This window comes from Nocardia sp. NPDC058666 (assembly GCF_042714895.1).
Taxonomy (GTDB): domain Bacteria; phylum Actinomycetota; class Actinomycetes; order Mycobacteriales; family Mycobacteriaceae; genus Nocardia.
Map to the genome: position 1 here is coordinate 1,159,165 of NZ_JBHXRY010000001.1, position 26,252 is coordinate 1,185,416.

At 66.1% G+C, this 26,252-nt stretch carries 28 protein-coding genes and 1 pseudogene; 21 read left to right on the top strand and 8 right to left on the bottom strand.

Annotation, left to right across the window (positions count from 1 at the left end; genetic code table 11):
- The first annotated feature begins 33 nt into the window (after positions 1-33).
- The 3 genes from ACFWVD_RS05340 (at position 34) to ACFWVD_RS05350 (ending at position 1,718) form a co-directional block, all read left to right on the top strand.
- Positions 34-957, top strand: coding sequence for a tyrosine recombinase XerC (locus ACFWVD_RS05340; RefSeq protein WP_379240700.1), 924 nt, complete (start codon positions 34-36; stop codon positions 955-957).
- Between the two features lie 87 nt (positions 958-1,044).
- Positions 1,045-1,410, top strand: a complete 366-nt coding sequence (locus ACFWVD_RS05345; RefSeq protein WP_379240701.1) for a YidH family protein — start codon at positions 1,045-1,047, stop codon at positions 1,408-1,410.
- Positions 1,407-1,718 (top strand): DUF202 domain-containing protein, encoded by a 312-nt coding sequence (locus ACFWVD_RS05350; RefSeq protein ID WP_379240702.1) that lies wholly within the window; start codon positions 1,407-1,409, stop codon positions 1,716-1,718. Before ACFWVD_RS05345 ends, ACFWVD_RS05350 begins: the two co-directional genes overlap by 4 nt.
- 144 nt (positions 1,719-1,862) lie before the next feature.
- Here the strand turns inward: ACFWVD_RS05350 and ACFWVD_RS05355 are convergent, their stop codons facing one another.
- From ACFWVD_RS05355 to ACFWVD_RS05365, 3 genes are all read right to left on the bottom strand, one after another.
- Positions 1,863-2,378, bottom strand: coding sequence for a DUF1990 family protein (locus ACFWVD_RS05355; protein WP_379240979.1), 516 nt, complete (start codon positions 2,376-2,378; stop codon positions 1,863-1,865).
- Positions 2,379-2,439: 61 nt separating this feature from the next.
- Positions 2,440-2,973, bottom strand: a complete 534-nt coding sequence (locus ACFWVD_RS05360; protein ID WP_379240703.1) for a M23 family metallopeptidase — start codon at positions 2,971-2,973, stop codon at positions 2,440-2,442.
- A 104-nt stretch (positions 2,974-3,077) separates the two neighbouring features.
- Positions 3,078-3,314, bottom strand: coding sequence for a hypothetical protein (locus ACFWVD_RS05365; RefSeq protein WP_379240704.1), 237 nt, complete (start codon positions 3,312-3,314; stop codon positions 3,078-3,080).
- A 771-nt stretch (positions 3,315-4,085) separates the two neighbouring features.
- Here ACFWVD_RS05365 and rpsB point away from each other — a divergent pair.
- Together rpsB and tsf are read left to right on the top strand one after the other, a co-directional pair.
- Positions 4,086-4,973 carry a 30S ribosomal protein S2 gene (gene rpsB / locus ACFWVD_RS05370; protein ID WP_379240705.1) on the top strand — a complete coding sequence of 296 codons (888 nt, stop codon included), beginning with the start codon at positions 4,086-4,088 and terminating at the stop codon, positions 4,971-4,973.
- Positions 4,974-5,107: 134 nt separating this feature from the next.
- Positions 5,108-5,932, top strand: coding sequence for a translation elongation factor Ts (tsf, locus tag ACFWVD_RS05375; RefSeq protein ID WP_379240706.1), 825 nt, complete (start codon positions 5,108-5,110; stop codon positions 5,930-5,932).
- Positions 5,933-5,945: 13 nt separating this feature from the next.
- Here tsf and ACFWVD_RS05380 read toward each other — a convergent pair whose 3' ends face one another.
- Entirely contained in the window at positions 5,946-6,101 is a 156-nt protein-coding gene (locus ACFWVD_RS05380; protein ID WP_379240707.1) for a hypothetical protein, read from the bottom strand.
- Between the two features lie 2 nt (positions 6,102-6,103).
- On the opposite strand from ACFWVD_RS05380, the gene pyrH reads away from it, so the two are divergent.
- The 3 genes from pyrH (at position 6,104) to ACFWVD_RS05395 (ending at position 8,429) form a co-directional block, all read left to right on the top strand.
- On the top strand, positions 6,104-6,832 hold the full coding sequence (pyrH, locus tag ACFWVD_RS05385; protein ID WP_379240708.1) for a UMP kinase: 729 nt from the start codon (positions 6,104-6,106) through the stop codon (positions 6,830-6,832).
- Positions 6,833-6,878: 46 nt separating this feature from the next.
- Complete coding sequence (frr, locus tag ACFWVD_RS05390; RefSeq protein ID WP_379240709.1) at positions 6,879-7,436, top strand: ribosome recycling factor; 558 nt, start codon at positions 6,879-6,881, stop codon at positions 7,434-7,436.
- 111 nt (positions 7,437-7,547) lie between these two features.
- On the top strand, positions 7,548-8,429 hold the full coding sequence (locus tag ACFWVD_RS05395) for a phosphatidate cytidylyltransferase (protein ID WP_379240980.1): 882 nt from the start codon (positions 7,548-7,550) through the stop codon (positions 8,427-8,429).
- 6 nt (positions 8,430-8,435) lie between these two features.
- On the opposite strand, the gene ACFWVD_RS05400 is transcribed toward ACFWVD_RS05395, so the two are convergent.
- A complete protein-coding gene (locus tag ACFWVD_RS05400) occupies positions 8,436-8,798 on the bottom strand; it encodes a lipopolysaccharide assembly LapA domain-containing protein (protein WP_379240710.1) in 363 nt (120 codons plus the stop codon).
- Between the two features lie 101 nt (positions 8,799-8,899).
- On the opposite strand from ACFWVD_RS05400, the gene rlmN reads away from it, so the two are divergent.
- Positions 8,900-10,009, top strand: a complete 1,110-nt coding sequence (rlmN, locus tag ACFWVD_RS05405) for a 23S rRNA (adenine(2503)-C(2))-methyltransferase RlmN (protein ID WP_379240711.1) — start codon at positions 8,900-8,902, stop codon at positions 10,007-10,009.
- 296 nt (positions 10,010-10,305) lie between these two features.
- Here rlmN and ACFWVD_RS05410 read toward each other — a convergent pair whose 3' ends face one another.
- Entirely contained in the window at positions 10,306-13,590 is a 3,285-nt protein-coding gene (locus tag ACFWVD_RS05410) for an AAA domain-containing protein (protein ID WP_379240712.1), read from the bottom strand.
- 619 nt (positions 13,591-14,209) lie between these two features.
- On the opposite strand from ACFWVD_RS05410, the pseudogene ACFWVD_RS05415 reads away from it, so the two are divergent.
- The 4 genes and pseudogenes from ACFWVD_RS05415 to ACFWVD_RS05430 all read left to right on the top strand — a co-directional run.
- Positions 14,210-14,338 (top strand): annotated as a pseudogene (locus tag ACFWVD_RS05415) (23S rRNA (adenine(2503)-C(2))-methyltransferase RlmN); the annotation flags it as partial.
- 59 nt (positions 14,339-14,397) lie between these two features.
- Complete coding sequence (locus ACFWVD_RS05420; protein WP_379240713.1) at positions 14,398-14,868, top strand: hypothetical protein; 471 nt, start codon at positions 14,398-14,400, stop codon at positions 14,866-14,868.
- A 149-nt stretch (positions 14,869-15,017) separates the two neighbouring features.
- A complete protein-coding gene (locus ACFWVD_RS05425; protein ID WP_379240714.1) occupies positions 15,018-15,224 on the top strand; it encodes a hypothetical protein in 207 nt (68 codons plus the stop codon).
- Positions 15,221-15,817, top strand: coding sequence for a nucleotidyl transferase AbiEii/AbiGii toxin family protein (locus ACFWVD_RS05430; RefSeq protein ID WP_379240715.1), 597 nt, complete (start codon positions 15,221-15,223; stop codon positions 15,815-15,817). Before ACFWVD_RS05425 ends, ACFWVD_RS05430 begins: the two co-directional genes overlap by 4 nt.
- A 4-nt stretch (positions 15,818-15,821) precedes the next feature.
- Here ACFWVD_RS05430 and ACFWVD_RS05435 read toward each other — a convergent pair whose 3' ends face one another.
- Entirely contained in the window at positions 15,822-16,625 is an 804-nt protein-coding gene (locus ACFWVD_RS05435) for a transglutaminase family protein (protein ID WP_379240716.1), read from the bottom strand.
- A gap of 115 nt (positions 16,626-16,740) precedes the next feature.
- On the opposite strand from ACFWVD_RS05435, the gene ACFWVD_RS05440 reads away from it, so the two are divergent.
- From ACFWVD_RS05440 to ACFWVD_RS05455, 4 genes are all read left to right on the top strand, one after another.
- Entirely contained in the window at positions 16,741-17,163 is a 423-nt protein-coding gene (locus ACFWVD_RS05440; protein WP_379240717.1) for an uL11 family ribosomal protein, read from the top strand.
- Between the two features lie 124 nt (positions 17,164-17,287).
- A complete protein-coding gene (locus ACFWVD_RS05445) occupies positions 17,288-18,877 on the top strand; it encodes a serine/threonine-protein kinase (RefSeq protein WP_379240718.1) in 1,590 nt (529 codons plus the stop codon).
- A 108-nt stretch (positions 18,878-18,985) separates the two neighbouring features.
- Positions 18,986-20,119 (top strand): serine/threonine-protein kinase, encoded by a 1,134-nt coding sequence (locus tag ACFWVD_RS05450; RefSeq protein WP_379240719.1) that lies wholly within the window; start codon positions 18,986-18,988, stop codon positions 20,117-20,119.
- A 43-nt stretch (positions 20,120-20,162) separates the two neighbouring features.
- Entirely contained in the window at positions 20,163-21,116 is a 954-nt protein-coding gene (locus ACFWVD_RS05455) for a LysR family transcriptional regulator (RefSeq protein ID WP_379240720.1), read from the top strand.
- A gap of 66 nt (positions 21,117-21,182) precedes the next feature.
- On the opposite strand, the gene ACFWVD_RS05460 is transcribed toward ACFWVD_RS05455, so the two are convergent.
- The gene (locus tag ACFWVD_RS05460) at positions 21,183-21,452 is read right to left on the bottom strand and encodes a DUF2631 domain-containing protein (RefSeq protein WP_379240721.1); all 270 of its coding nucleotides are present in this window, start codon (positions 21,450-21,452) and stop codon (positions 21,183-21,185) included.
- Between the two features lie 95 nt (positions 21,453-21,547).
- Between ACFWVD_RS05460 and dxr the strand changes: the two genes are divergently transcribed.
- The 4 genes from dxr (at position 21,548) to ACFWVD_RS05480 (ending at position 26,249) form a co-directional block, all read left to right on the top strand.
- Positions 21,548-22,729 carry a 1-deoxy-D-xylulose-5-phosphate reductoisomerase gene (gene dxr, locus ACFWVD_RS05465; RefSeq protein WP_379240722.1) on the top strand — a complete coding sequence of 394 codons (1,182 nt, stop codon included), beginning with the start codon at positions 21,548-21,550 and terminating at the stop codon, positions 22,727-22,729.
- Positions 22,730-22,768: 39 nt separating this feature from the next.
- The gene (locus ACFWVD_RS05470) at positions 22,769-23,965 is read left to right on the top strand and encodes a M50 family metallopeptidase (RefSeq protein ID WP_379240723.1); all 1,197 of its coding nucleotides are present in this window, start codon (positions 22,769-22,771) and stop codon (positions 23,963-23,965) included.
- 113 nt (positions 23,966-24,078) lie between these two features.
- Positions 24,079-25,227 (top strand): flavodoxin-dependent (E)-4-hydroxy-3-methylbut-2-enyl-diphosphate synthase, encoded by a 1,149-nt coding sequence (gene ispG / locus ACFWVD_RS05475; RefSeq protein ID WP_379240724.1) that lies wholly within the window; start codon positions 24,079-24,081, stop codon positions 25,225-25,227.
- A gap of 158 nt (positions 25,228-25,385) precedes the next feature.
- Entirely contained in the window at positions 25,386-26,249 is an 864-nt protein-coding gene (locus tag ACFWVD_RS05480) for a GNAT family N-acetyltransferase (RefSeq protein ID WP_379240725.1), read from the top strand.
- The last annotated feature ends 3 nt before the right edge of the window (positions 26,250-26,252 follow it).

Sequence of the window (26,252 nt, forward strand, 5' to 3'; positions counted from 1 at the left end):
GCGTGGGGGGCGGGGAACGGTGACGGTGGGGGCATGGATGTGTTGCCTGATGATCTGACCGCGTTGCTCACCGAGTTCGGGCGGCATCTGCGGTTGGGGCGGAATCGGTCGGCGCATACGGTGCGGGCGTATCTGGGGGATGTGCGGTCGCTGTTGGAGCATCTGTACGCGCGGTCGGCGGATTCGGCGGTGCGGGAGTTGGATCTGCCGCTGCTGCGGTCGTGGTTGGCCGAGTTGGCGGCGGCGGGCGTGGCGCGTACGACGCTGGCTCGGCGGGCTTCGGCGGCAAGGACTTTCACAGCATGGCTCACCGAAACGGGGCGCCTGAGCATCGACCCGGGGTTGCGGCTGCAGGCACCGAAGGCGCACCGAGTGCTGCCGGCGGTTCTCGGCCGCGACCAAGCTGAGCGGGCAATGGATGCAGCGGAATCCGGTGCGGCACAGCAGGATCCGATGGCTCTGCGGGACCGGCTCGTGGTGGAGTTGTTGTACGCCACCGGCATTCGGGTCAGCGAGCTGTGCGGCCTCGACATCGACGACATCGATCGGGAACGTCGCCTGGTCCGGGTGATCGGAAAGGGCAACAAGGAACGCTCGGTGCCGTTCGGCGGGCCAGCCGACACCGCACTCGCCGCGTGGCTGCGGGCGGGCCGCCCGTGCCTGGTCAACGACCACTCCGGCCGCGCCCTGCTGCTGGGCCAACGCGGTCGCCGCCTCGACCAACGCCAAGCCCGCACGGTCGTCCACGAAGTCATCGCCGCAATCCCCGGCGCCCCCGACATGGGCCCGCACGGACTACGCCACACCGCCGCCACCCACCTCCTGGAAGGCGGCGCCGACCTGCGCGTAGTCCAAGAACTGCTCGGCCACGCCAGCATGGCCACCACCCAGCTCTACACCCACGTCTCCGTCGAACGCCTCAAACGAGTCCACGACCAAGCCCACCCTCGCGCGTGAGGGTCATCGCTGATCGGAGGACGCGCTCGCGTTGATCGTCGGCGCAGGGCAGGTGTCGGCGCATGATGGGACCAGGAGGTGGTCGGCGTGACGTTGCCCGAGGTCGGGGCCGAATCCGGGGACGGCGAAGAGGAGGTCGACTACCGGTTCACCCTCGCCAACGAGCGGACCTTCCTGGCCTGGATCAGAACCGCGCTCGGCCTGCTCGCCGGCGGTGTCGCGGTGCACACGCTCGTTCAACCGACGCGCCTGGCCGGATTCGCGGGCGCCATTTCGATGATCTGCCTGGTCCTGTCGCTGGCCGTCGCCCTGGTCGCCTTCTGGCACTGGCGCCGGGTGAACCTGGCGATGCGGGCCGGCGGACCGCTGCCGGGGACGATCCTGGTTCCCGTCCTGTCAGCCGGTGTCGCGGTAGTCGCCGTGCTCGCCTGTGTGGCGGTCGTGCTGTCGTGACCGCACCGACTCTGGCGATGGAACGCACCGCGTTGGCCTGGCGGCGCACCTCTCTGGGTGCGGCGGGGTGCAGCGTGCTCTTCGCTCACGAGGCCGCCGTCGACAGTAGACAGTCCGTGGTGCTCCCACTGGCCGCGGCCACGGTCTCCCTCCTGCTGGCCTACGTCGGCTGGCACCGCAGCCGCGCACTCGGCAGTGGCCGCGCACCCGGCAGCGGGCGCGCAGGTATCGGACCCGTCGCGACCACCACCGTCGCCGTCGCGCTCGTCGCGCTCATCGCCGTCGTCAGTGTCCTGTACAACGGCTAGCGAGTGCCCTGTACAACGGCAAGCGAGTGCCCCCTACAACGGCTAGCGAGTGTCCTCTGCAACGGCAAGCGAGTGCCCCCTACAACGGCTAGCGAGTGTCCTCTCCAACGGCAAGCGAGTGTCCCGTTCAACGGCTGGTGCGGGTCAACTGTTGGTGGGCAACGTATTCAAGTAGCGATGGGCGAACCAGCGCTGGATCAGGCGGACGACGGGACCGCCGAGCCTGACGTACCAGGCGCCTGGCTTGGAGAAGGCGGCGATCAGCCCGTAGACGGTTCCGTCGGAAGGGTCGTACTCGACCGCGAACAGTTCCTCGCCGATCTCGGGGTGGCCGGGCAGGGTGCCGTAGGCGAAACCGCGGCGGTCGGGTTCGTCGAGTACGTAGACCACGCGGCAGGGCGCGCTGATGATGCCGACCGGGCCGAGACCGAGCACGACCGTGAGTTCTGTTCCGGGCTGGGCTGTTTCGGTGTCGGCGTAGCGAAAGGTGCGCACCCCCTTCTGGATTCCGAAGTCGAGGATGTGGGTGGCCGTTCGGTCGAACAGTTCACGGCCGTGGCCGATCGGTCGGCGAAGACTGAACCGGTGGTATCCGTCGGGCATCGTGGTGCGGGTGGCACCTACCTCGGGATAGGTGAAAGGCGCTGAGTTCTCGGGCACCCCTGGATTCTCGTCCGCCGACAGCCCATGCGGTGGCTCGGTGGTGGAGTGGTTCGTCACGTCATGCCTCCAGCGGTTTCAGGCGGACCGGCACCTCGTGCAGCAGTCCGAGCGGGTCGATGTATTCGCGCCGGTTGTGCGCTCCGGTTTCGCGGCGCGCACCCCAGTGCAGACAGGCGGGGGCCGGACATCCCTCGTGCCCGGTCTCCAACGTGCCGATCGCTGTGCCCCTGCTCACCCGGCTTCCCACGCTCACCTGCGCCAGCACCGGTTCATAGGTGGTGCGCAGGCCGCCCGGATGATCAATGGACACCACCGGCTTGTCAGCCACTTTCCCCGCGAACACCACGATGCCGTCGCCCGCCGCCAGCACCGACTGCCCAGCGACACCCGCCAAATCCACTCCACGGTGCCCCGGCAACCAATTCCGCTCCGGTTTGTCGAACTTGCGCTCGACCGCGGGCCGCGGCCGCAACGGCCACCCGAATGATCCGGATTCCACCGCCTCCGCAGGCACCGCCCCGCTGAGCACAATCGCCACCAGGCAGGCCACCCCCAACACGTGCCCGAGGATCGACCGCGCCCGCCGCGCCACACGACGAACGGCGGTAGGCCTCGGCGGCCATTCGTCGGACGCAGGCACCACAGGCGCGACTTGGGGTGGGCAGCGCTTCTTTTGCAACATCGCGGCCCCCGATCTCAGCGATGCGGTCGCGGCGTCAACGCGATCAGCGCCCGCAACATGTCCCGGAGCACGGCGGGAAGCTGTGTCGCCGATCCGCTTCCACCGGCCCGCACCACGATCTCGACCTCCGGCCGAGTGCCCGCGCTGCGATCCACACCCTGCGGTCGGCCCGGAGCATACCCGAGGTCATGCACGGTGACCTGCACCGGAACAGGAGCGGGAACCAGTTCGCGCCGAGGCACGACGATCACCGGCACCACAGTTGCGCCTCCACACGACGCCGCACCATCAGCGGGCGGATTGCCCTGAGCGGTCCGATTCCCAGTCGAGGTCGGGTGCGAATGCGGAGGCGCCGCCGGAACAGTGCCCGGCGTTGCCGCACGTGACGGCGGCGAAACCGAGTCGGTGCTCCGACGCGCAGGTGGCTGGGCAAGCACAACGGCCCCGCCCACACAGTTCGACGGCGGCGCCTTCTCTCCGGGCACAGTCAACGCAGGGCCGGCGGCATCACCCGAAGTAGGGTGAGCGGCGGCCGGTGCGGCGGCGACGGTGACCGCGCAGAGCAACGGAAACGTAGTGATCAGAGTGCGTGTCAACGGGTTCATGCCACCAACTGTGAACGTCGCATAACCCCTGCGGGACAACGATTTCCCGATTGTGGACAACTTTCCCATATGTGGATATCGCGTACTTCATTCACGAAATGGGCGGCCGATGCACAGGGGGCGATTTCGGACCTGGCCCTGCTCCGCGTAGACTGAACAAGCGGTTTGTGCTCAGCAGCCATTGCGTGTGCACAGCACGGACCGACTTCGCGCGCCACCCGTGCTCGTCCATCCGGTCGTCGCTCGCAACGCAGACGGTCCGCAGGGCATGTCAGCGCGAGTTCTTCAGCGGATGAACAGGGAAATCGTCGGCTGGTCCCGGATTCTTCGAATCGGGTCCGGCGGTTTCGGTGGCGCCAGGGCAGTCGATCGCCGATCGGCTGCGTCAACCGGCAACGAAAGAGAGATACGAAGGCTATGCCTGTCGTAACTATGAAGCAGCTGCTCGACAGCGGCGCACACTTCGGCCACCAGACTCGTCGGTGGAACCCGAAGATGAAGCGGTTCATCTTCACCGACCGCAACGGCATCTACATCATCGACCTGCAGCAGACGCTGACCTTCATCGACAAGGCCTACGAGTTCGTCAAGGAGACTGTCGCCCACGGTGGCACCGTTCTCTTCGTCGGTACGAAGAAGCAGGCTCAGGAGTCGATCGCTTCCGAGGCGCTGCGCGTCGGAATGCCCTACGTCAACCAGCGTTGGCTGGGTGGCATGCTCACCAACTTCTCCACCGTGCACAAGCGCCTGCAGCGCCTCAAAGAACTCGAGGCCATGGAGCAGACCGGTGGCTTCGAGGGTCGCACCAAGAAGGAAATCCTCATGCTCACGCGTGAGATGACCAAGCTGGATCGCACCCTCGGTGGTATCCGTGACATGGCCAAGGTTCCCTCGGCCATCTGGATCGTCGATACCAACAAGGAGCACATCGCCGTCGGCGAGGCGCGCAAGCTGAACATCCCGGTCATCGCGATCCTGGATACCAACTGCGACCCCGACCTGGTCGACTACCCGATCCCGGGTAACGACGACGCGATCCGTTCCGCCGCACTGCTGACCAAGGTTGTCGCTTCCGCGGTGGCCGAGGGCGTGCAGGCCCGTGCGGGCCGCGCTTCCGGCGATTCCAAGCCTGAAGCCGGCGCGGGCGAGCCCCTGGCCGAGTGGGAGCAGGAGCTCCTGTCCTCGGCAACCCCGGCCGCTGAGGTCGAGGTCACCGAGGTCGTCGAGACCCCGATCGAGACCCCGGCCGAGGCCGAGGCCGAGGTCAAGGCCGACCCGGCACAGCACACCCCGGCTGACTTCTGAGCTGACCGGTAGCACACTGTTCACCTTGCCGGCCCGTCTGAATTCAGATGCGGTCGGCAAGGTGGCGTAAAACCCCTGCCGAGAATCTTCGAGCGCGCCAGCGCGCTCCACAAATACAGGAGGGTCGCCCCCACATGGCGAACTACACCGCTGCTGACGTGAAGCGGCTCCGCGAGCTCACCGGCTCCGGCATGATGGACTGCAAGAACGCGCTGGCCGATTCGGACGGCGATTTCGACAAGGCCGTCGAGGTGCTGCGTATCAAGGGCGCCAAGGATGTCGGCAAGCGTGCCGAGCGGGCCACCGCCGAAGGTCTGGTCATCGCCAAGGACGGCGTCATGGTCGAGATCAACTGCGAGACCGACTTCGTCGCCAAGAACGCTGAGTTCCAGGAAATGGCCGATGCCATCGTGACCGCGGCTGCCGCGGCCAAGCCGGCCGACCTGGATGCCCTCAAGGCGCTCAAGCTGTCCGACGGCACCGTTGACGACGCCGTGCAGGCGCTGTCGGCGAAGATCGGCGAGAAGCTGGAACTGCGTCGCGTCGTGTCGTTCGACGGCCCGGTCGCCACCTACCTGCACAAGCGTGCCTCGGATCTGCCGCCCGCCGTCGGCGTGCTGGTGGAGTACGAGGGCACCGGCGACGCCGCTGCCGAGGCCGCGCGTGCCGCCGGCATGCAGGTCGCCGCGCTCAAGGCCAAGTACCTGACCCGCGAAGACGTGCCTTCCGAGATTGTCGACGCCGAGCGTCGCATCGCCGAGGAGACCGCGCGTGAAGAGGGCAAGCCCGAAGCCGCGCTGGTGAAGATCACCGAAGGCCGCGTCAACGGCTTCTTCAAGGACGTCGTGCTGCTCGAGCAGTCCGCCGTCACCGACTCCAAGAAGACCGTCAAGGCGCTTCTGGAAGACGCGGGCGTGAACGTGAAGCGTTTCGCTCGTTTCGAGGTCGGCCAGGCCTGATCCGCCTGAGCTTTCACGAGTAGGCCTCTTCGGCGCGGTGTGATGCCGCGTCGAGGGGGCTTTCCTCGTCCGAGGACCGACCCCAGTTCTGGGTGGTCCCTCCTTGATAGGGCAGGATGGATGCCGCCTGCTCGCCCCCGCCGTACACCTCGCCGAAGGAGACCGACACCCATGACCGACCCGGGTAACGACCGCCCTGGATACAACCGGGTGCTGCTCAAGCTGGGTGGGGAGATGTTCGGTGGTGGTGGCGTCGGCCTCGACCCCGACGTCGTGCAGACCGTGGCCCAGCAGATCGCCGAGATCGTCGAAACCGGTGTGCAGGTGGCCGTGGTGATCGGCGGCGGCAACTTCTTCCGAGGCGCCGAGCTGGAAGAGCGCGGCATGGAACGCGCCCGCTCGGACTACATGGGCATGCTCGGGACTGTCATGAACAGCCTCGCGCTACAGGATTTCCTGCAGCAGCAGGGCATCGATACGCGCGTGCAGACCGCCATCACGATGGGTCAGGTCGCCGAGCCGTATCTGCCGCTGCGCGCCAAGCGCCACCTGGAGAAGGGGCGCGTGGTGATCTTCGGTGCCGGCATGGGCATGCCCTACTTCTCCACCGACACCACTGCCGCCCAGCGTGCGCTGGAGATCGGCGCGGAGGTGGTGTTGATGGCCAAGGCGGTCGACGGCGTGTTCGACGCCGACCCGAAGGTGGACCCCGATGCGAGCATGTTCACCGAGATCACCCACAAGGAAGTGATCGAAAAGGGGCTGAAGGTGGCCGATGCCACCGCGTTCAGCCTCTGCATGGACAACCAGATGCCGATGCTGGTGTTCAATCTGTTGATCCAGGGCAATATTGCCCGTGCGGTCGCCGGTGAGCCCATCGGCACCCTGGTTCGGTCGTGACCCCGCACCCGCGGACGATGACGATGACGCTGTGGAGGATTCGGTCGTGATTGATGAAACGCTCTTCGATGCCGAGGAGAAGATGGACAAGGCCGTCACGGTGGCGAAGGACGACCTTGGCAGCATCCGTACCGGCCGCGCCAACCCGGGCATGTTCACCCGGGTGCTGATCGAGTACTACGGCTCGCTCACCCCGATCACCCAGGTGTCGAGCATCACCGTGCCCGAGCCGCGCATGGTCGTGATCAAGCCGTACGAGCAGAGTTCGCTGGGCCTGATCGAGAACGCGATCCGCAACTCGGATCTGGGCGTGAACCCGACCAACAACGGTGACATCCTGCGCATTTCGGTGCCGCAGCTCACCGAGGAACGTCGCCGCGAGATGGCCAAGATGGCCAAGTCGAAGGGCGAGGACGCCAAGGTCTCGATTCGCAACGTCCGCCGCAAGGCGATGGACGAACTGGGTCGCATCCAGAAGGATGGCGAAGCGGGCGAGGACGAGGTCGGGCGTGCGGAGAAGGAGCTCGACAAGACCACCGCCAAGTACGTGGCGCAGGTCGACGAGCTGGTCAAGCACAAGGAAGCCGAACTGCTCGAGGTCTGAGCGTCAGATCACGCCAGTCCCGCTCGTGCGGGGGATGAACGGAACGACGAGTTGAGCGACGGGACAATCGTGGCCGAAGACGCCGCCGCCACCGGGGCGGCACCGGATCCCATGCCGGATACGGTCGACGAGACCGTGACCGCGGTGCAGCAGCACGAACAGCCGCCCGCCCCGGCGTCACGGGCTGGACGCAACCTGCCCGCGGCGTTGGCGGTCGGGCTGACACTGGGGTTGTCGCTGATCGCGATCCTGTTGTTCGTGCCGTTGGTGTTCATCGCGGTCGCGGGTCTTGGCGTCGGGGTGGCGACCTGGGAGGTCACCAAGCGGCTGCGTGAAGCCGACGTGCTGGTGCCCCGGATTCCGCTGCTGGTCGGCGGCCAGGCGGTGTTCTGGCTGGGCTGGCCGTGGGGACCGAGCGGGGTGCTGGGCGCGTTCGCCGCGACCGCGCTGGTGTGCATGGTGTGGCGGCTGTTCGATCACGGCATCGATACCGCGCCGAAGAACTTCCTGCGCGACACCGCGATCGCGGTGTTCACCCTGACCTGGATCCCACTGCTGGCCGCGTTCTCCACGCTGCTGCTGCTGGAACCCGACGGCAATCTGCGGGTGCTCACCTTCATGATCCTGGTGGTGTGCTCGGACGTGGGTGGCTATGTGGCCGGGGTGCTGTTCGGTCGGCATCCGATGGTGCCCGCGATCAGCCCGAAGAAGTCGTGGGAGGGGTTCTGCGGTTCGCTGGTGTTCAGCGTGATCGGCGGTCTGCTGACCGTGACCCTGCTGCTCGAGGCGAATTCGATGATCGGGGTCGTGCTCGGTGTGGGTCTGGTGGTCGTGGCGACCATCGGTGACCTGATCGAGTCGCAGGTCAAGCGGGAACTGGGGATCAAGGACATGGGCACGCTGCTGCCGGGGCACGGCGGGATCATGGATCGTCTCGACTCGATGCTGCCGTCGGCGTTCGTGTCGTGGCTGGTGCTCAGCGCACTTATCTAGTCCCGGTCAGGACGCCTTTTTCGCGGCGTGCCGCAACTGCAGGATGCGCACGCCGCCGACCAGGCCCATCACCAGCGCGCCCGCGATCACCGACAGCAACACCGTGATGCCCAGCGGCAGTTCGAAGTCCCAGAACAGCAGGTTGGTGCGGACCTTGTCCAGGTTCTGGATGATGAAGATCAGCAGCACGATGCCCAGCAGGGCCGCGGCCAGTAGTCCGATCCAGGTGTAACCGGTGCGCGAGCCATGCACCGCGTCGTGCGCGGCCGGTGCCGGTTCGACGTGTTTCGCGTGCTTGCTCGGCTTGTCGCTCGCGGTCGGCGGGTCGTGTTCGGCCGGTGACGCGCCGGATTCCGCATGTGTACTCATGGATCGATCATTGCCGACGGCTATCGCTGTTGCACGCATCTTCTCGATAACGTCGCCCGGCGTGGCGGGCCCGACCCCACGTTTGGGACAATGGTGGAACTATGGCCACCTCCCTGCCCCTCGTGTTCGATGCCCCGCGCCGCGGTATGCCGCCGCGCCACCTCGCCGATCTGGATTCGGACGAACGCAAGGCCGCGGTGCAGGAGCTGGGTTTGCCGAAGTTCCGGGCCGATCAGTTGGCCCGCCAGTACTACGGCCGCCTGCAGGCCGACCCGGCGCTGATGACCGATCTGCCCGCCGACGTGCGCGAGAAGGTCGCCGAAACGCTGTTCCCGCCGCTGCTGTCGGTGGTGCGCAATATCGCCTGCGATGAGGGCGACACCCGTAAGACGCTGTGGAAGGCGCACGACGGGACGTTGCTCGAGAGCGTGCTCATGCGCTACCCCGACCGCAACACGCTGTGCATTTCCAGCCAGGCCGGTTGCGGGATGGCGTGCCCGTTCTGCGCGACCGGACAGGCCGGGCTCACCCGCAACCTGTCGACCGCGGAGATCGTCGACCAGGTGCGTGCGGCCGCGGCCGATCTGCGCGACGGTGAGGTCCATGGCGGTCCCGGTCGACTGTCGAACATCGTGTTCATGGGCATGGGCGAGCCGCTGGCGAACTACAAGCGAGTGGTGAACGCGGTTCGCCGGATCACCTCGCCGGCTCCCGACGGTCTCGGTATCTCCCAGCGATCGGTGACGGTCTCGACCGTCGGCCTGGCCCCCGCGATCCGCAAGCTCGCCGACGAGGACCTGTCGGTGCGCCTGGCGGTTTCGCTGCACACCCCCGACGACGAACTGCGCGACACCCTGGTCCCGGTCAACAACCGCTGGTCCATCGCCGAAGTACTAGACGCCGCACGGTATTACGCCGACAAGTCCGGCCGCCGCGTCTCGATCGAATACGCACTCATCCGCGATATCAACGATCAGCCGTGGCGTGCGGACATGCTGGGCAAGAAACTGCACAAGGCCCTCGGCCCGCTGGTGCACGTGAACCTGATCCCGCTCAACCCGACCCCGGGTAGCGAATGGGACGCAAGCCCCAAACCTGTTGAGCGCGAGTTCGTTCGGCGCGTGATCGCCCAGGGTGTGTCGTGCACTGTGCGGGATACGCGTGGTCAGGAGATCGCTGCGGCGTGTGGGCAGCTGGCAGCGGAAGGCTAAGTGCTGGGTGGTCGGCGTTGTTGGTTCGGCTATGGCCAGGTCGATAGGGGCAGACGTGGTCATCGTGTGCTACTTCGTTGGCAGGGACCAGCGCTCACGTGGGTCGAGGCTGATGTTGAGTCTGCCTCGTCACGCGCCGACATGGAGACCCTCGCCACCAAGCACGGCCTCACCCCAACCAACTCCGTCACCAAAACCAAATCCGACCCCTAGTCGCCACTGAACCCGACACCCCCTCCACCAGAGGCCGCAAAGCCCGCGACTTCAACCAACCCACCTTCACCGCCCTGGAGTCCTCACCTGGGCAAACTGACGTCCCTTGTCCAAGCCTTGGTCCCATTTCGGCTGGGGCAGTCCCGGTTCCAGCATCGCCAGTACCAAATCCCATTTTTACGCCGCCGCAAGTCAACGTCGCGACGTTGACACCCAGGGCATTCCGGCGGCCGGGCGAAGGTCTCCGCGTGTTGGGCGTCGAGGAGCTTCTTGGCTAGGTGACTGCCGCGCATTGTTACCATGATCTCGCGAGTCCAGCTCTGCGACAACGGGTTCAGGCTTCCGAGCATTACCGTCTGCTCGTCGATGACGATGATCTTCTGATGCATGACGTTGACGCGAACCACCGTGCCAACATTCGCCGCCAAGTCGGCCACGAGCTCCTCGTGCTGCTGTTGCAGTTGATCGCCCGGATCGCGAATGAAGACCACGATCCGTACTCCCCGTTGAGCAGCTTCGGTCAACGACGGCAGGATAGCGCGCATCCGGTTCGCCACCCAGGGCGCCCAGATCCAAATTGACTTTCGGGCACCTTGCAGCTGTTTGGTGAATGTCTGGTAGAACTCGATCTCGTCTTGAATGTCGCTGATTTCCACGTGTCGGGAGAGCACTTCGGCAAGCTTGCTCCCCACGGGACCGAGCGGCTTTCCGGTTGCCGTCGGCGCAATCAGTTCGGTTGCGGCGATGATTCGTACGCGTTTCCCCGTGAGCATCGCGTGCAACCCGCCGAGCGCAGCGTGCGGGTCAGCCGCCTCGACTCGATGCCGACTGCCGACGATGTACACCCGCTCTTGCACGCGGGTGACGGCAACGTTGAACAGACGCAGGCCACTGCGCGCCCACTTCCCGGTCCCTGGGGCGCGACTGGCGTTCGCCATCCACATCCGCGGACCATCTACCGATTCGACCAGGTCGAAGACCACAACGCCGAACTCGCGCCCCTGAAATCGGTGCGCCGTACCAACCTCAGCGACGATCGCGCCGGACGACTCGGCCTGGCGTAAGGCTTCCAAGGTCGCGTCCGCCTGTACTGAGTAGGGCGTAACTATCCCGACCGTCGCGCCGTCCTCGGCATGCATTTCCGCGAGCGCACGCGATAGCAACATCCCGGCCGCCCACCAGCCCGACTTCGCCCCCACCAGATGAATCTGTCCAAGGTCTGCGAGTCCGTCGGTATCGATCAACACGATTTCCGCATCGCCCGATGACGCGGACCTCGCCCGCTGTGCAATTGACGGACCTGCGGCCAATTCGTTGTCGTAGGCCACGGTGTTCGCGAGGTGCATAACATCGGGCCCGAAGCGATGCTGGACGTTGAGCGTGATACAGCCCGGGTTACGCTTCGCGCTGGCCGCCGAATCGATTCGGCAATGGTCGTAAACCTCTGTCAGCAGCCATTTTTGAATATCATGCCGTTGCGATCCTTCCAGCACCGTCGGCGGGATAGGCCCCAGTTGCATGAAGTCTCCGAGCAAGACCGCGGTTTGACGAGCAGCGGATACGGCGAGAAGAACCTCTGGAAGCGACGCCGCCCCAACCTCATCCACGATGACGACATCGTAGGGTCCAGCCATCGCAGCCGGTGTGGTCCGAAACTTAGCCAGCGTGCATGCAACGACAGCCGCCTCCCTGATGATCGCGCCCTGAGCATCCTTGGCGAGAGCCTCGTATTGCTCCTGGACCAGGTCGTGGCGTTTACGCAGCTCAGGTTCCCGTTGTGAATCGCCGGCACCAATGATCCGAAGTTGGGCGGCCTCGTAATGGAGGGCTACGTAGTTCTTCTTCCGCGCCCTGCCGACGAGGGCGATGGCATCTCGAGTTTTATCCAGCTCCAGTTTGGTCCGAGTCAGCTTGGTGGCCAGTCGATTTTGCTCCGCGCGCGCTTCCGCGAGCTGGCGGCCCGTGGCCCGTACGAGCGCCTCAGCCTGGTCAATTGTTTTGCGCGCCACGGAGATTTGAGCCTTGCGATCAGTGATGCCTCGTCCAAGGTTGTCAAGCTGTCGATCGAGAACCGTCACCACTTGGTCCCGCCGTAGCTCCTCTGCGGCGAGTTCCTCCAATGCCAGCGCCAGCTCCTTCTTTGCCGACTTCATTGGCGTGCCAGGCTCGCGCACCCGCTGCCATTTCGACATCATCTCGATCTCAGAGACGCGGCGTTTGGCGTCCGAGACCCGCCGTTGGGCGTGTATCACCGCGACGCCCTCCTCGGCCTTCCGCATCTCCACCTGGTTCACGTCAAATGTCAAAGCATCGACCGCATACCAGTTCTCGCGGTCTTTCTCGTGTCGTCGCGACTCCGACTCCGCTGTTGCCGCAGCCGTCTCGGCCGCCAAAACGGCGGCTGCCGCACCCTCAAGTTCCGTTTCTACAATCGCGGAGCTCTCTGCCAAGGTGACCTCAGAGAAACTGCCGTCCGCGAGACGGCGTTCCGCCAGGTCGAAGGCACTCTTGTCGAAGCCGACAAGGGCGGCGTCGAGATGAGCTAGCTTCGTCGTCCGATCCTTGATCCGAGCTAGCTCGGCAGCTACTTCCTGTCGCTCGCGATCCACCTCGGTCAGCCGCACACGAACCATCAGGGGCAGACAAACGTCACCGTTTTCGCCGACCTCGCGCAGGTGAGGGGTTCCTATTCGGACGACGGTGCCGGGCTGGTCACGCGCTTCCTTCGCGACTCGAACGACAACGTTGTCGACCGCGATGTTGGTCGACGAGACGAGCAGCACCCGCTTTCCATCCGCGACCAAGTCAACGATCGCGCGCAGGATCACCGATGTCTTTCCAGTGCCCGGCGGCCCCCACACCATCCACAATCCGGTGCCCCGACAGGCCCGATAAGCCGCGTCCTGGGCGGGAGACAGCACGTCCGCTGGTGTACCGATCGGGGCCAAAGTACCGCCGAGTTCGCCCCGGGCGAGACGACCGGCTAGCCGTTCGTCTGCGATGCCTGCGATGCCCCTGATCAGCGAGTCGATCAAGAACGTGGGTGGCTGCTGATGCAGCCACAATGTCGGGTCGGCGAGGTCGACGAACTCCGGGACGCGAACTCGCACTGTCGAACCATCATGCGAGACGTCCATCACGTGATGACCCTGGTCTGCTATGGCTCGATCAGGTTCACCAAGTCGCAGGCTTTCGGCCTGCAACTGGTCAGCGGAGAGCTTCGAACCACGGACATCGACCTCAAACTCCCCTGCGGTGCTACCTCGGACAGCGCCGCCAATTCGACGCCACGTGGGCGAGGCCCCGCCACCACCCTCCGCCGCCAGCCACGACCGCAGCGCCACATCGACTTCTTCTCGCCAACCCATGAGCTCCCCTCAAATCAACTACGGCGTCGACGGTACAGAACCATCAATCATGTTGCACCACAACAGGAATAGCCATGATCGACGGCAATGCCCGGCCCCCTCGCGAGGACTGCCGAATGGCATACGTGGTTCCGCGATACTCACCGTGTGACCATCCGCTGAGGCTCATTCGGTTGTCGCATAGCCGATTGCGGTCAGCCACCGAACGATGATTGGTTGGGCGCGATGGTCCCAGTCTGCGAAACTTGCCTCACCACAATGAGTTTCAAGCGCCCAAAGACCACCGCGCTTTGTGCAATGCCCCCGGCCTCACGCGTGCTCGGTATGCCGATTTGGCCCCCCAGGTCTGCGAGTTCGTCGCGGTCGCACCCCACGGATGGCCGCCGACGTTAGGATTGCTGGCCTCGCTGCGCGCGACATTGATTTCCCTGCGGCGAAATCCAACCCAAGCTGACATCGCCGAAACGGTCGGCACCTCTCAATCCTCGATCAGCCGCGCGATCACGGCGATCCGCCCGCTGATCGAGGCCGACCGTGCACGTCACGCCCTGCGCCTGGACACGGCGCACGAACTCGTCCTGCATAGGCTTCGGGCGTGCAGCAGTCCCATCTGTTGGCCGCCAGCCCCAAACCCGTTGAGCGCGAGTTCGTTCGGCGCGTGATCGCCCAGGGTGTGTCGTGCACGGTGCCTGACACCCGCGGGCAGGAGATCGCCGCGGCCTGCGGTCAGTTGGCAGCGGAAGGCTGACCAGCTCGACCGAATCTGGCGATATGGCCGAAGGGTGCGGCGGGCTTGGAATTGTGTCAGTGGGTGTGGCTACGCTGGCGATCGTCGTTGACCACTGTCTCGATCGAGCCCTCAAAGGTTGCATCATGGTTGCTGAAAGCTCCACCGCCCTGCGAGTTCGGGTATCGCACGTGCGGGAACTGCTGAGAACCGCAAAGCAATTCGACGTTCCGTGGAGCTACTTCCATGACGAGCTCGCGATGAAGGCGGACTTCATGAGCGCGGGACAGGTGGGCGAGAGCCCCCTGATCGACGCGGCACTCGAGCGCATCGCGGACAGTCGCGGTTGGCAGCGACCACGATCCGAGCACCCGACCGTGCGCATCCCGGAATTCACGTTCTGGCACGGCTTTCGGGTCTTCGGAACGAGGACGGGCATCTTCTTCTACGACGAGCACACCTGTCAGGGGCTGATCGGGGTAATGGGCAATCTCAATGGACAGGTCGACCTCGTTCGCTTCACAACGGTCGCGGTACCGCAGGGGGACTGATTCGCGAGGTCAACTGGTGGTCGACACGAAGATGAAGCGCCAAGGCTCTCAACGCCAATGGATGGCCAACTCGTTCAGCCGAGGAACGTGGTTTGCAGGGGTTGCGGATGGTCAAGGTGTGTAATCGACGCCGACGGTAGGCTTTGTGCATGGACGACGACTCACCTGCGGATCGGCTCCGGCTTGCGATCGATATGTTCGAGTTCGGCTTGGGCATGCAGCGCGCTCGACTTCGTCGCCAGCATCCGGACGCGGATGAGGCGGTGATCGATTCAGCGATTGACGAGTGGTTGCTGTCGCGACCGTTCGAGCCGCTTGGTGGAGGGCGAGGCCGACCGTCGGCCAGGTTCGCGTGAATCCGCTCGAGGCAGCGCTGCGGAAGGCAGCTTCCGATCTTGATCAACGCGGATGCCGGTGGTCGATCGTCGGCGGGTTCGCGGTGTCGGCCCGATCGAATCCAAGGTTCACGGCGGATATCGACATCGCTGCCGCGGTGCTCGATGACACTCAGGCCGAGGGCCTGGTGCAGTCGCTGATGGCGGCCGGGTACCAGTTTTTCGCTTCGGTTGAGCACGATAACGGGCGGTTGGCGACTGTCCGGCTCAAGCGGCGTATCGACGGCGTCCCAGTTGTCGTTGATCTGCTTTTTGCCAGTTCGGGTATCGAGCCGGAGATTGTTGGTGCGGCGGAGCGGCTCGAGATATTTCCCGGTTTGGTCATGCCTGTTGCTCGCACCGGCCATCTCATCGCATTGAAGCTGCTTGCTCGCGATGACGAGAGTCGGCCACAGGACGGGGCGGATCTCAGGAGTTTGGCCGTGGTCGCAACCGATGAGGACTTCGCGGATGCTGCTGAGGCGATTCGGTTGATCACTGAGCGTGGGTTCAATCGGGATCGTGACCTTGCTCAACTGCTGGTGGAGATGCAGACCCTGTCGACCGGCGGTTGAGGGGCTAAACGATGCTGGTCGGGGTGGTGAAGTCGTCGTAGGGGAGGGGGCCTTCGACGAAGGCGTTGACGGACATGAAGTTCAAGGTGATGTCGCCGCCGTGGTTGTCGAGGAAGGCGATGTCGGAGGCGTCGCGGCCGGTGGCGATGCGGACCAGGCTCGAGCGGGGTGCCAGGCCGGTGGGGTCGTAGGCGCGCCAGCTGCCGTTGATGTAGGCCTCGCAGACGGCGTGGAAGTCCATCGGGACGCAGCCGGGTGCGTAGACCGCGGCGACACGGGCGGGTACGCCTACCGCGCGCAGCAGTGCCACCATCAGGTGGGAGAAGTCGCGGCAGACGCCGGTGCCCGACAGCAGGGTTTCCACGGCGCCGTCGATGGGCGTGCTGCTGCCGGGGAGGTAGGTGATCCGTCGGCCGATCCATTGGGAGACGCGGTTGGCCACCTCGGGATCGGCTATGCCGTAACCGAATTCGGCCGCCGCGAAGCCCAGCAGTTTGTCCGACTCCGCGTACCGGCTGGGTCGTCGATACAGTGCCAGGTCGTAGTCGGACAACGGTTCGACGAAGGCGGTGCCCAGCACGGTCGCCTGATAGTCGATCCGCAGGGTGCCCGCGCGCACGTCCAGCACGTGGATCCGGGAACCGAGCGGGCCGAGAATCTCACGCGGGGTGAGGAACTCGCCGTCGATCGAGCACGTCATGGACTCGATCAGGTCCAGGCCTGGTCGTCGGGCGGCAGCGATCTGACACTGCAGCACCGAATCGGCATGGACCGCGACCTCCAGGTGAGCGGAAACGTCACGTTTCACCGCATCAGAGTGACAGGCGAACCCGGATCAGGCGAACCGAACGCTGATCGGGGGTTGCGGCCCAGGCGTTATCGCCGCGGAACCGCAACGATGCGCGCGTCAGAGATCGTTGATTATGGCGCGCGAAACAGCCTCTGTCACAGTCACTCTCGAGCTCGAAGCGGGCAACGCCTCGCTGATGACCCTGGGCAAGATGCTGGGCCCTACCGGCGTCCCACCCTTCGAGGTCAAACGCCGCTACGACGCCGCGACAGCGGACCGCCGCGGCGAGATCATCCCCGCCGTCATCACCGTCGACGCCCGCAAACGCTGGACCATGCGCCTGAAAACCCCCCCGACGGCGTCGCTGATCCGCAAGGCACTCGGCCGTCCCGGCTCACCACAGCCGGGCCACAAGGCAGTGGGCGCGATCACGCGGGAACAATTGCGCCGCATAGCAATCCGCAAACTGCCCGACTTGAACACCACCGACGTCGAAGCGGCGATGCGCATCGTCGCAGGCACCGCACGTTCGATGGGCGTGCGAATCGAGGAGTGATCCCGGCACCCTGCCGATTCGGCGACGTGTACCAGCTACCGAGCGCGGGGGAGGCAGACGCTAGGTTGGTCACGGCCCGCGACAGCGCGCGCCATGTACTGATTCGGTCGGACAACGGGGGACCATGCTGACGACGGGTGATGTCTTCGCCGGGTACGCGATCGAGCGTCTGCTGGGGCGTGGGGGGATGGGGTCGGTGTATCTGGCCCGGCATCCCCGTCTGCCACGGCAGACCGCGCTGAAGATGCTGAACGCGGAGCTGTTCTCCGACAACGAGATCCGCGCACGATTCGAACGCGAAGCCGATCTCGCGGCACAGCTGGAGCATCCGAACATCGTCACGGTGTACGACCGGGGCGTCGACGAGGGCCGACTGTGGATCAGCATGCAGTTCGTCGACGGTGTCGACGCGGCAAATATCGACCAGCCGATCCCCGTCGAACGCGCGGTGCACATCATCGAGGGGACCGCGGCCGCGCTCGATCACGCGCACCGCAACGGCGTGCTGCACCGCGACGTGAAGCCGGCCAACATCCTGCTCGCCGGTACGACCGGCCGGGAACGGGTGCTGCTGACCGATTTCGGGATCGCCCGCCCGACCGACGACGCGCACCATCTGACGCAGACCGGCACCTTCACCGCGACGCTGGCCTACGCGTCGCCGGAGCAGCTGACCGGTGCGCCCCTCGACCACCGATCCGATCAGTATTCGCTGGCATGCACGCTGTATTCGCTGTTGGCCGGGGCAGCGCCGTTCGCGTCGACGAATCCGGTGTCGGTGATCCAGGGGCATCTGCAGGGACCACCACCGTCGATCCGGGCTCGTCGTCCCGAGTTGCCGCCCGCTGTCGATGCCGTGTTGGCGCGTGCACTGGCCAAACGCCCCGCCGACCGCTTCGACTCCTGTGCGGAGTTCGCGGCAGCTGTGCGCTGGGCGTTGCACGGAACCGGTACCGGGCCCACGGGTTTCGGGCCACGGCCTGCCCAGCCACGCGTGCATGTCCCGTCTGCGCCGCATCAGCCGTCTCCAGGAAGAGCGCGCCCCGCCGGGAATGCCGTGCCGTTCGTTCCCGCCCGGGCCAGACGCACCTCGCGTGCCTGGGCCCCTTCGGTGCTGCTCGTGGTGCTGGCGGTAGTGGTGGGCGCGGGGGTGTGGGTCTGGCGTGACGAGAGCACCTTTGTGGCGGACATTCTGAATCGCACGCAGGCCCACAAGGACATCGCCGCGATGTCGGCGGCCTTTCCGCAGCTGCTGCCGCCGGGGGAGGTCGCCGGTCTCGAGCACCGCAATCCTTATATCGAAGGCATCGGTTTCGGTGGCCGGAACTGCAGGGCCTACGTCAATACGACGACTCGCAACGAGCTCGAGTGGGAGAGCACCTTCCAGGCCGCGGGCGCCAAGTGGGCCTGCAAATCCGCTGAGATCCGCGATTCGCACTTCTCCTTCTACACGTTTCCCACCGCGGAGTCCGCGGCTGCGGCCGTCGCCGATTTCGAGAGCAAGTCACGAGATGTGGGCAGCGGGGCGTCCGGCACGCGCAGCGACGACCACCGGACCCTGTACTACAACAACCGGTACGTACTCGCGGCGGTGGTTTCCACCTTCAGCGACCCAGGTCGTGAACGCTGGGTGTTGCTCTCGCACCGCAGCTCGACATCCGGTAATGACCTCGCTCCCTTGCTGAAGGACTTCGTTCGCTTTCCACTGCGCTGACCGGAGGTAGCTCGGTGCTGCCCGTGCGCGGCCTGTCACCCGCCGCGCCGCGTTCCGCGCTTTGGTAGGGTCCAGCGGTCGGACGACGAGCGAGATTGTGGGGTCAGAGTGGTTTCTGACGGGACGGTGTTCGCCGGCTATACGGTTGATCGGCAGCTGGGGCGTGGCGGGATGGGGTCGGTGTATCTGGCTCGGCATCCGCGGTTGCCGCGGTGGACCGCGTTGAAACTGTTGAATCGGGAGTTGTTCTCCGACAAGGAGATCCGGGCCAGGTTCGAACGCGAAGCCGATCTGGTCGCGCAGTTGGATCACCCCAATATCGTGACCGTGTTCGATCGCGGGGTCGAGGGTGATCAGTTGTGGATCAGCATGCAGTACGTCGACGGGATCGACGCGTCGTCGTTGAACCCGCACAATCTGCCCACCGATCGCGCGTTGCAGATCATCGGTGAGACCGCCGCGGCGTTGGATTACGCGCACCGCGCGGGTGTGCTGCACCGTGATGTGAAGCCCGCCAACATCCTGCTGGCCCGGTCCAACAGTCAGGAACGGGTCTACCTCACCGATTTCGGCATCGCGCGCCTGCGCGACGATTCGGGTCACCTGACCGAAACCGGCTCGTTCACAGCGACTTTGGCCTATGCCGCCCCCGAGCAGCTCACCGGCGCGGCCCTGGATCATCGCGCGGACCAGTACTCGCTGGCGTGCACCCTGTACACCCTGTTGACCGGCAGCGCACCGTACGAATCGACGAGCCCGGCCGCGGTCATCACCGGCCATCTGCAGTCGCCGCCACCGCCGATCAGCCCGCGTCGCGCGGGTCTGCCGCCGGTGTTGGACGCGGTGATGGCGCGCGCGTTGGCCAAGCGACCCGCCGACCGGTTCAGCTCGTGCGAGGAGTTCGTCGACGCCGCCAAGCGGGCGATGCGCACCGGCACCACCGGTTCGACCCCGCTGGCCCGCCCGGTCTCGGGTTCGCACGCGCAACCGTTCGTCGGTATGCAGCCCATGCGCCCGGTGAGTTCACCGGCGCAGCCGATCCCGCCGTACAGCCAGCCGCAGATTCCGCAGATGCCGCAGCCGCAGTACAACGCGCCCCCGCAGTACTGGCAGCAACCGGCCAGGATCCCGACTCCGCCCCCGGCACGCGGCGGTTGGGGGTCGGCGTTGGGCGTCTACGCGGTGATGATCGTGGTGGTCCTGGTGATCGCCGGAGTGATCGCGTTGCTGACGAACCTGTGATCGCCTGACCGACCCGTCGCGCGAGTGCCATATTCTGGTCAGAATGAGCGACTTCGATGTCACCGCCGCCGACTCCATCGACCTCGCCCGGTTGCGTCGATTCGTCGCCGTGGCCGAGGAACTGCACTTCGCGCGCGCCGCCAAGGCCCTGCGGATTCCCCGTCAGGCGCTGAGCGCCACGGTGATCGAGCTGGAGGAAGAACTGGGCACCCGCCTGTTCGTGCCCGGCGCGTCGCCCACTCAGCTCTCCGACGACGGTAGCGCCCTGCTCGCGCATGCCAGGGAGCTGATCAGGGTGCAGGATCAGGCCGAACGCGAGCAGAAGCCCGATGCACCCGCGAGCCTGCGGGTGGGGTTCGTGCCGGGGGTCACGGTGAAGAAGTGGGCGCGGATCTGGGCCGATCGACTGCCCGACCATCCCCTCGAGGTCATCGGTATCGCGCAGGGTGAGCAGGAGGCGGCGCTGCGCGAGGGCCGCGTCGACGTGTGTTTCGTTCGCCTGCCGATCGACCGCACCGCGACGAACGCGATCTCACTGTGGCAGGAGACCCCGGTCGCGGTCGTGCAGAAGGACGACGCGCTGTCGTTGCTGGACACGATCACCCCGGCCGACCTGGCCACCGAAACCGTCCAGGACACCACCGATCTCGATCAGGCTGTGGACGCGCTGGCCATGGTGGCTGCGGTCGGCGGTGCGGCGATCGTGCCGCAGTCGATCGCGCGCCTGCATCACCGCCGCGACCTGGTCTACCGCCCGGTCAGCGATACCGACTTCACCGAGATCTCCCTGGCCTGGCCCATGGGCACCGACTCCGATCTGCTCGAGGAGTTCGTCGGGATCGTGCGCGGTCGTTCGGCCAACAGTTCGCGTGGCGGGGTGGCGGAACCGGACAAGCGCACCGAAGCGCGCAAGCCAGCGCCGAAGAAGTCGGCCAAGAAGCCGCCGCCAAAGAAGCCTGTCGCGCGCGGTCGCAAACCTGCCCGTCGAGGTCGCTGACCGACGAAAACGCCTGCGGCGCAAGATCATTGCTGCCGCAGGCGTGGTTCGTGAAATGCCGAAGAGTTACTTCGGGATGCGATGGGTGAGCGAGTCGACCACCAGCATGAGCGCCATCACGGCGGCGAGGCTGACGAGGAAGATGTCCTCGACGTGACCCTGGTGGTTGCCGATGGTCATGCCGAGCAGGGCTACGACCACGAACCATCCCGCGATCTGGGCGGCCCGGCGCGATTCACCGCTCCAGCCCCATGCTGCCGAGGGCACCTCGGCGGGGTCGACGCTGGTGGCGACGGCGCGCTCGGTGCTGGCTTTATCGAGGTCCGTGGCTGCCACGATCGCTCCTTAGGGCTCGAGTTCTGGTTGGGCGAGTGAGCATATCGTGGCATACGACCGTCCGTCGTAGCCAGTAGCCCTGTCACAATGGGGCCGTGTCCCACCCCGCAACCAGTGCCGCGCACGGCCGTTCCCAGTCCTCCGATCGGGTGAAGGTGCTGCTTCTGGGCAGTACCGGTTCGATCGGCACCCAGGCGCTCGAGGTGATCGCCGCCAATCCGGACCGCTTCGAAGTGGTGGGTCTGGCGGCGCGCGGCGGCAATCCGGCGCTGTTGGCGCAGCAGATGGCCGCCACCGGAACCCGCAATGTCGCTGTCGCCGATCCCGCGGCCGCGCAGGCGCTGGATCTCGAGCTCGGCGGACCGGATGCGGCGACCGAGTTGGTGCGCCGCACCGAGGCCGACGTCGTGCTCAACGCCCTGGTCGGTTCGCTGGGACTGGAACCGACCCTGGCCACCTTGGAAGCGGGCACCCGCCTGGCACTGGCGAACAAGGAATCTTTGGTCGCGGGCGGTTCGTTGGTGACACGCGCCGCCGCACCCGGCCAGATCGTGCCGGTCGACTCCGAGCATTCGGCGCTGGCCCAGTGCCTGCGTGGCGGTCGCGCCGACGAGGTGGATCGCCTGGTCCTGACCGCCTCGGGCGGCCCGTTCCGCGGCTGGACCACCGAGATGCTGGAATCGGTGAACCCCGCCGAGGCCAAAACCCACCCGACCTGGTCGATGGGTCCGATGAACACGCTGAACTCGGCGTCGCTGGTCAACAAGGGCCTCGAGCTGATCGAGACCCACCTGCTGTTCGGCGTGCCCTACGACCGCATCGACGTCACGGTGCACCCGCAGTCGATTGTGCACTCGATGGTCACCTTCACCGACGGTTCCACCCTGGCCCAAGCCAGCCCGCCGGACATGAAACTGCCCATCGCCCTCGCACTGGGCTGGCCCGACCGCATCCCCGGTGCGGCCGCCGCCTGCGACTTCGGCACCGCCTCGACCTGGACTTTCGAACCGGTCGACGACAAGGTCTTCCCCGCGATCCTGCTGGCCCGCCAGGCAGGCGAGGCGGGCGGCAGCGTCACCGCGGTCTACAACGCCGCCAACGAGGTGGCCGTGCAAGCTTTCCTCGATGGCAAGATCACCTTCCCCGCGATTGTGCGCACCGTCACCCGCGCGGTAGAGGCCGCGGACCGCTGGCATGCCGAACCCGATACCCTGGACGACGTCCTCGCGGCCGACCGCTGGGCACGGGAGTTCGCCGCGAAGATCATCGCGTCCTGACTCACTGGTTCGGTCGCCAACAAACACGGCAGGGAGAACATGGTTTTCGCGCTGGGGTTCGCCCTGTTTGCCCTCGGCATCACGATCTCGATCGCGTTGCACGAGTGTGGGCACATGTGGGCCGCGCAGGCCACCGGTATGAAGGTGCGCCGCTACTTCATCGGCTTCGGCCCGAAGGTGTTCTCGTACCGTCGCGGTGAGACCGAGTACGGCCTCAAGGCGCTGCCGCTGGGCGGGTTCTGCGATATCGCGGGCATGACGGCGCTGGACGAGCTCGAGCCGGAGGACCTGGACCGGGCGATGTACCGGCAGGCGACCTGGAAGCGGCTGTTCGTGATGTTCGGCGGCATCGCCATGAACTTCCTGCTGGGATTCATTCTGCTGTTCATCCTGGCGGTGGGCTGGGGGTTGCCGCAGCTGGAACAGCCGCCGGCCACCGCGCTGGGCTCGATGAGCTGTGTCGCCACCGAAACGCCTCAGAAGACCCTTAACCCCTGCACCGGCGAAGGGCCCGCCCAGCGCGCCGGGTTGCAGCGTGGTGACGTGGTCAAGGCCGTCAACGGCGTCGAGGTGACCACGTGGGCGCAGTTCCAGGCCGAAACCCAGAAGCAGACCGGCACGTTCACGTACACGATCGAACGCGACGGTACGCAGCTCACCGTCCCGGTCACCGCGGAGCGGGTCGTGCGCACGCCCAAGGAAGGCCCCAGCCGTGAGGTGGGCGCGGTCGGTGTCGGCCCCGATTTCGCCGAACCGCAGAAGTACGGCCCGATCGCCGCGATCCCGGCCACCATCTCCTTCACCGGCGATTTCTTCGTCGAAACGGTGAAGTCCCTGGCGAAGATGCCGCAGAAGGTGACGGCGCTGTGGGAAGCAGTCACCGGCGGCGAACGCGACCCGGAGACCCCGGTCAGCGTCTACGGCGCCAGCCGCCTCGGTGGCGAGACCGCCGAGCGTGGCCTGTGGGGCATGTTCATCCTGATCCTGGCCAGCCTGAACTTCTTCCTCGGCGCGTTCAACCTGCTGCCGCTGTTGCCGCTGGACGGCGGTCACATCGCGGTGGTGCTCTACGAGAAGATCCGCAACACCGTGCGAGGCTGGCGTGGCAAGGCCCCTGCCGGCCCCGTCGACTACCTCAAGCTGTTGCCGCTGACATACGTGGCAGTGGTGGTCGGCGGCGCGTTCATGCTGCTCACTTTGGCAGCAGACATCGTCAACCCCATCACCCTGCGCTGACCGCACGACGGCCGGTGTAGCGCCCCTCACAGGGCGCTCGGTCACCCCGCGCGACTAAGCTCGGCAACAGACACCCGGTCAATCCGATATCCGTACGAAAGAAGGCGCCGACCGTGACCAGCACCATCGGATTGGGGATGCCCGCCGCCCCCGCTGCTGTTCTCGCACCCCGGCGCAAGACCCGCCAGCTGATGGTCGGCAAGGTCGGCGTGGGAAGTGACTCGCCGATCTCGGTGCAGTCGATGACCACCACCAAGACCCACGACATCAACGCCACCCTGCAGCAGATCGCCGAGCTCACCGCCTCGGGTTGCGACATCGTGCGGGTGGCCTGTCCGCGTCAGGAAGACGCCGACGCGCTGGCCACGATCGCGAAGAAGTCGCAGATCCCGGTGATCGCCGACATCCACTTCCAGCCGCGCTACATCTTCGCCGCGATCGACGCCGGTTGCGCCGCGGTCCGCGTGAACCCCGGCAACATCAAGGAATTCGACGGTCGCGTCGGCGAGGTCGCCAAGGCCGCCGGTGCCGCCGGTATCCCGATCCGCATCGGCGTGAACGCCGGTTCGCTGGACAAGCGGATGCTGGAGAAGTACGGCAAGGCCACCCCCGAGGCGCTGGTCGAGTCGGCGCTGTGGGAGGCGAGCCTGTTCGAAGACCACGGCTTCGGCGACATCAAGATCTCGGTCAAGCACAACGACCCGGTGATCATGGTCGAGGCCTACCGCCAGCTCGCCGCGCGCAGCGACTACCCGCTGCACCTGGGCGTCACCGAGGCGGGCCCCGCGTTCCAGGGCACGATCAAGTCCGCGGTGGCGTTCGGCGCGCTGCTGTCCGAGGGCATCGGCGACACGATCCGCGTGTCGCTGTCGGCTCCGCCCGCCGAGGAGATCAAGGTCGGCGGCCAGATCCTGCAGTCGTTGAACCTGCGCCCGCGCAAGCTCGAGATCGTGTCGTGCCCGTCGTGCGGTCGCGCCCAGGTGGACGTGTACACCCTGGCCGACGCCGTCGCCGCCGGTCTGGAAGGCCTGGAAGTGCCGTTGCGGGTGGCCGTGATGGGCTGTGTCGTGAACGGTCCCGGCGAGGCCCGCGAGGCCGACCTGGGTGTCGCGTCCGGCAACGGCAAGGGCCAGATCTTCGTCAAGGGCGAGGTCATCAAGACCGTGCCCGAGCACATGATCGTGGAGACCCTGATCGAAGAGGCGATGCGCATCGCCGAGGAGATGGGCGAACAGGGCGAGCCGATCGTTACTGTCAGCTGAGACGGCGGGCCGGAGGCGGTAGCGCAGCGTCACCACGTAGGCCCTCGCGAAGCTGACCATAGATTCCGTCAGCTGAGACGGCTTCTTCACTCTCACGGTAAGGCGTCGGATTCGACAGACCCGTACCGTTGCGCGGGCATTCGTGGCAGGCTGGTGCCGTGCGGAGCTTGCTGGAGCCGACGCGACGGTCCAAGACCGGTCCTGCGCGCCCGGTGTCCGTCCGAGACCTGAACGAAGTGCTGCGAGTGCTGGACGCCGACCCGGTCGCCTCGTGCATGATCGCCGCCCGAGTGCAGGAATTCGGATTGGACTCCCGCAACGGCGTCGGTGAACTCTGGAGCCGCGGCGGACCAGGTGACTCCCTGTGTTTCTCCGGCGCCAACCTCGTGCCTCTACTCGGTGACCGCCCGGCCCTGCGCGCGTTCGCCGACCGAGCGGGCCGCTGGCCGAGGGTGTGTTCCTCGGTAGTCGGCCGACAGGAACTGGCCCTGCCGTTATGGGAGATGCTGCTCCCGTCCTGGGGCCCGGCGCGAGAGCTGCGCGAGGACCAACCCCTGCTGGCCATTGCCCAACCCGCGATCACCCGCGCGGACGGGGGAGTGCGTCGCGTGCGCCCCGACGAGATCGACCGCTACCTCACCGCCGCGATCGCCATGTTCATCGAAGAAGTCGGCGTCGATCCGCGCACCGGCGACGGCGGCCGCGGGTACCGCCGCCGGATCACCAGCCTGATCGAATCCGGCAGGGCCTGGGCACGTTTCGAAGACGGCGAGGTCATCTACAAGGCCGAGATCGGCGCACTGTCACGCCGCACCGGCCAAATCCAGGGCGTATGGGTACATCCCGAGCACCGGGGTGCGGGCATCGGCACCGCGGGTACGGCATCGGTGGCCAATGCTGTTGTGGCAACGGGCCGTACGGCCAGCCTGTACGTCAACGACTACAACCGCGTCGCCCGCCGTGCCTACAGCCGAGTGGGTTTCCGTCAGATCGCCACGTTCGCAACGGTGTTGCTGGACTGAATT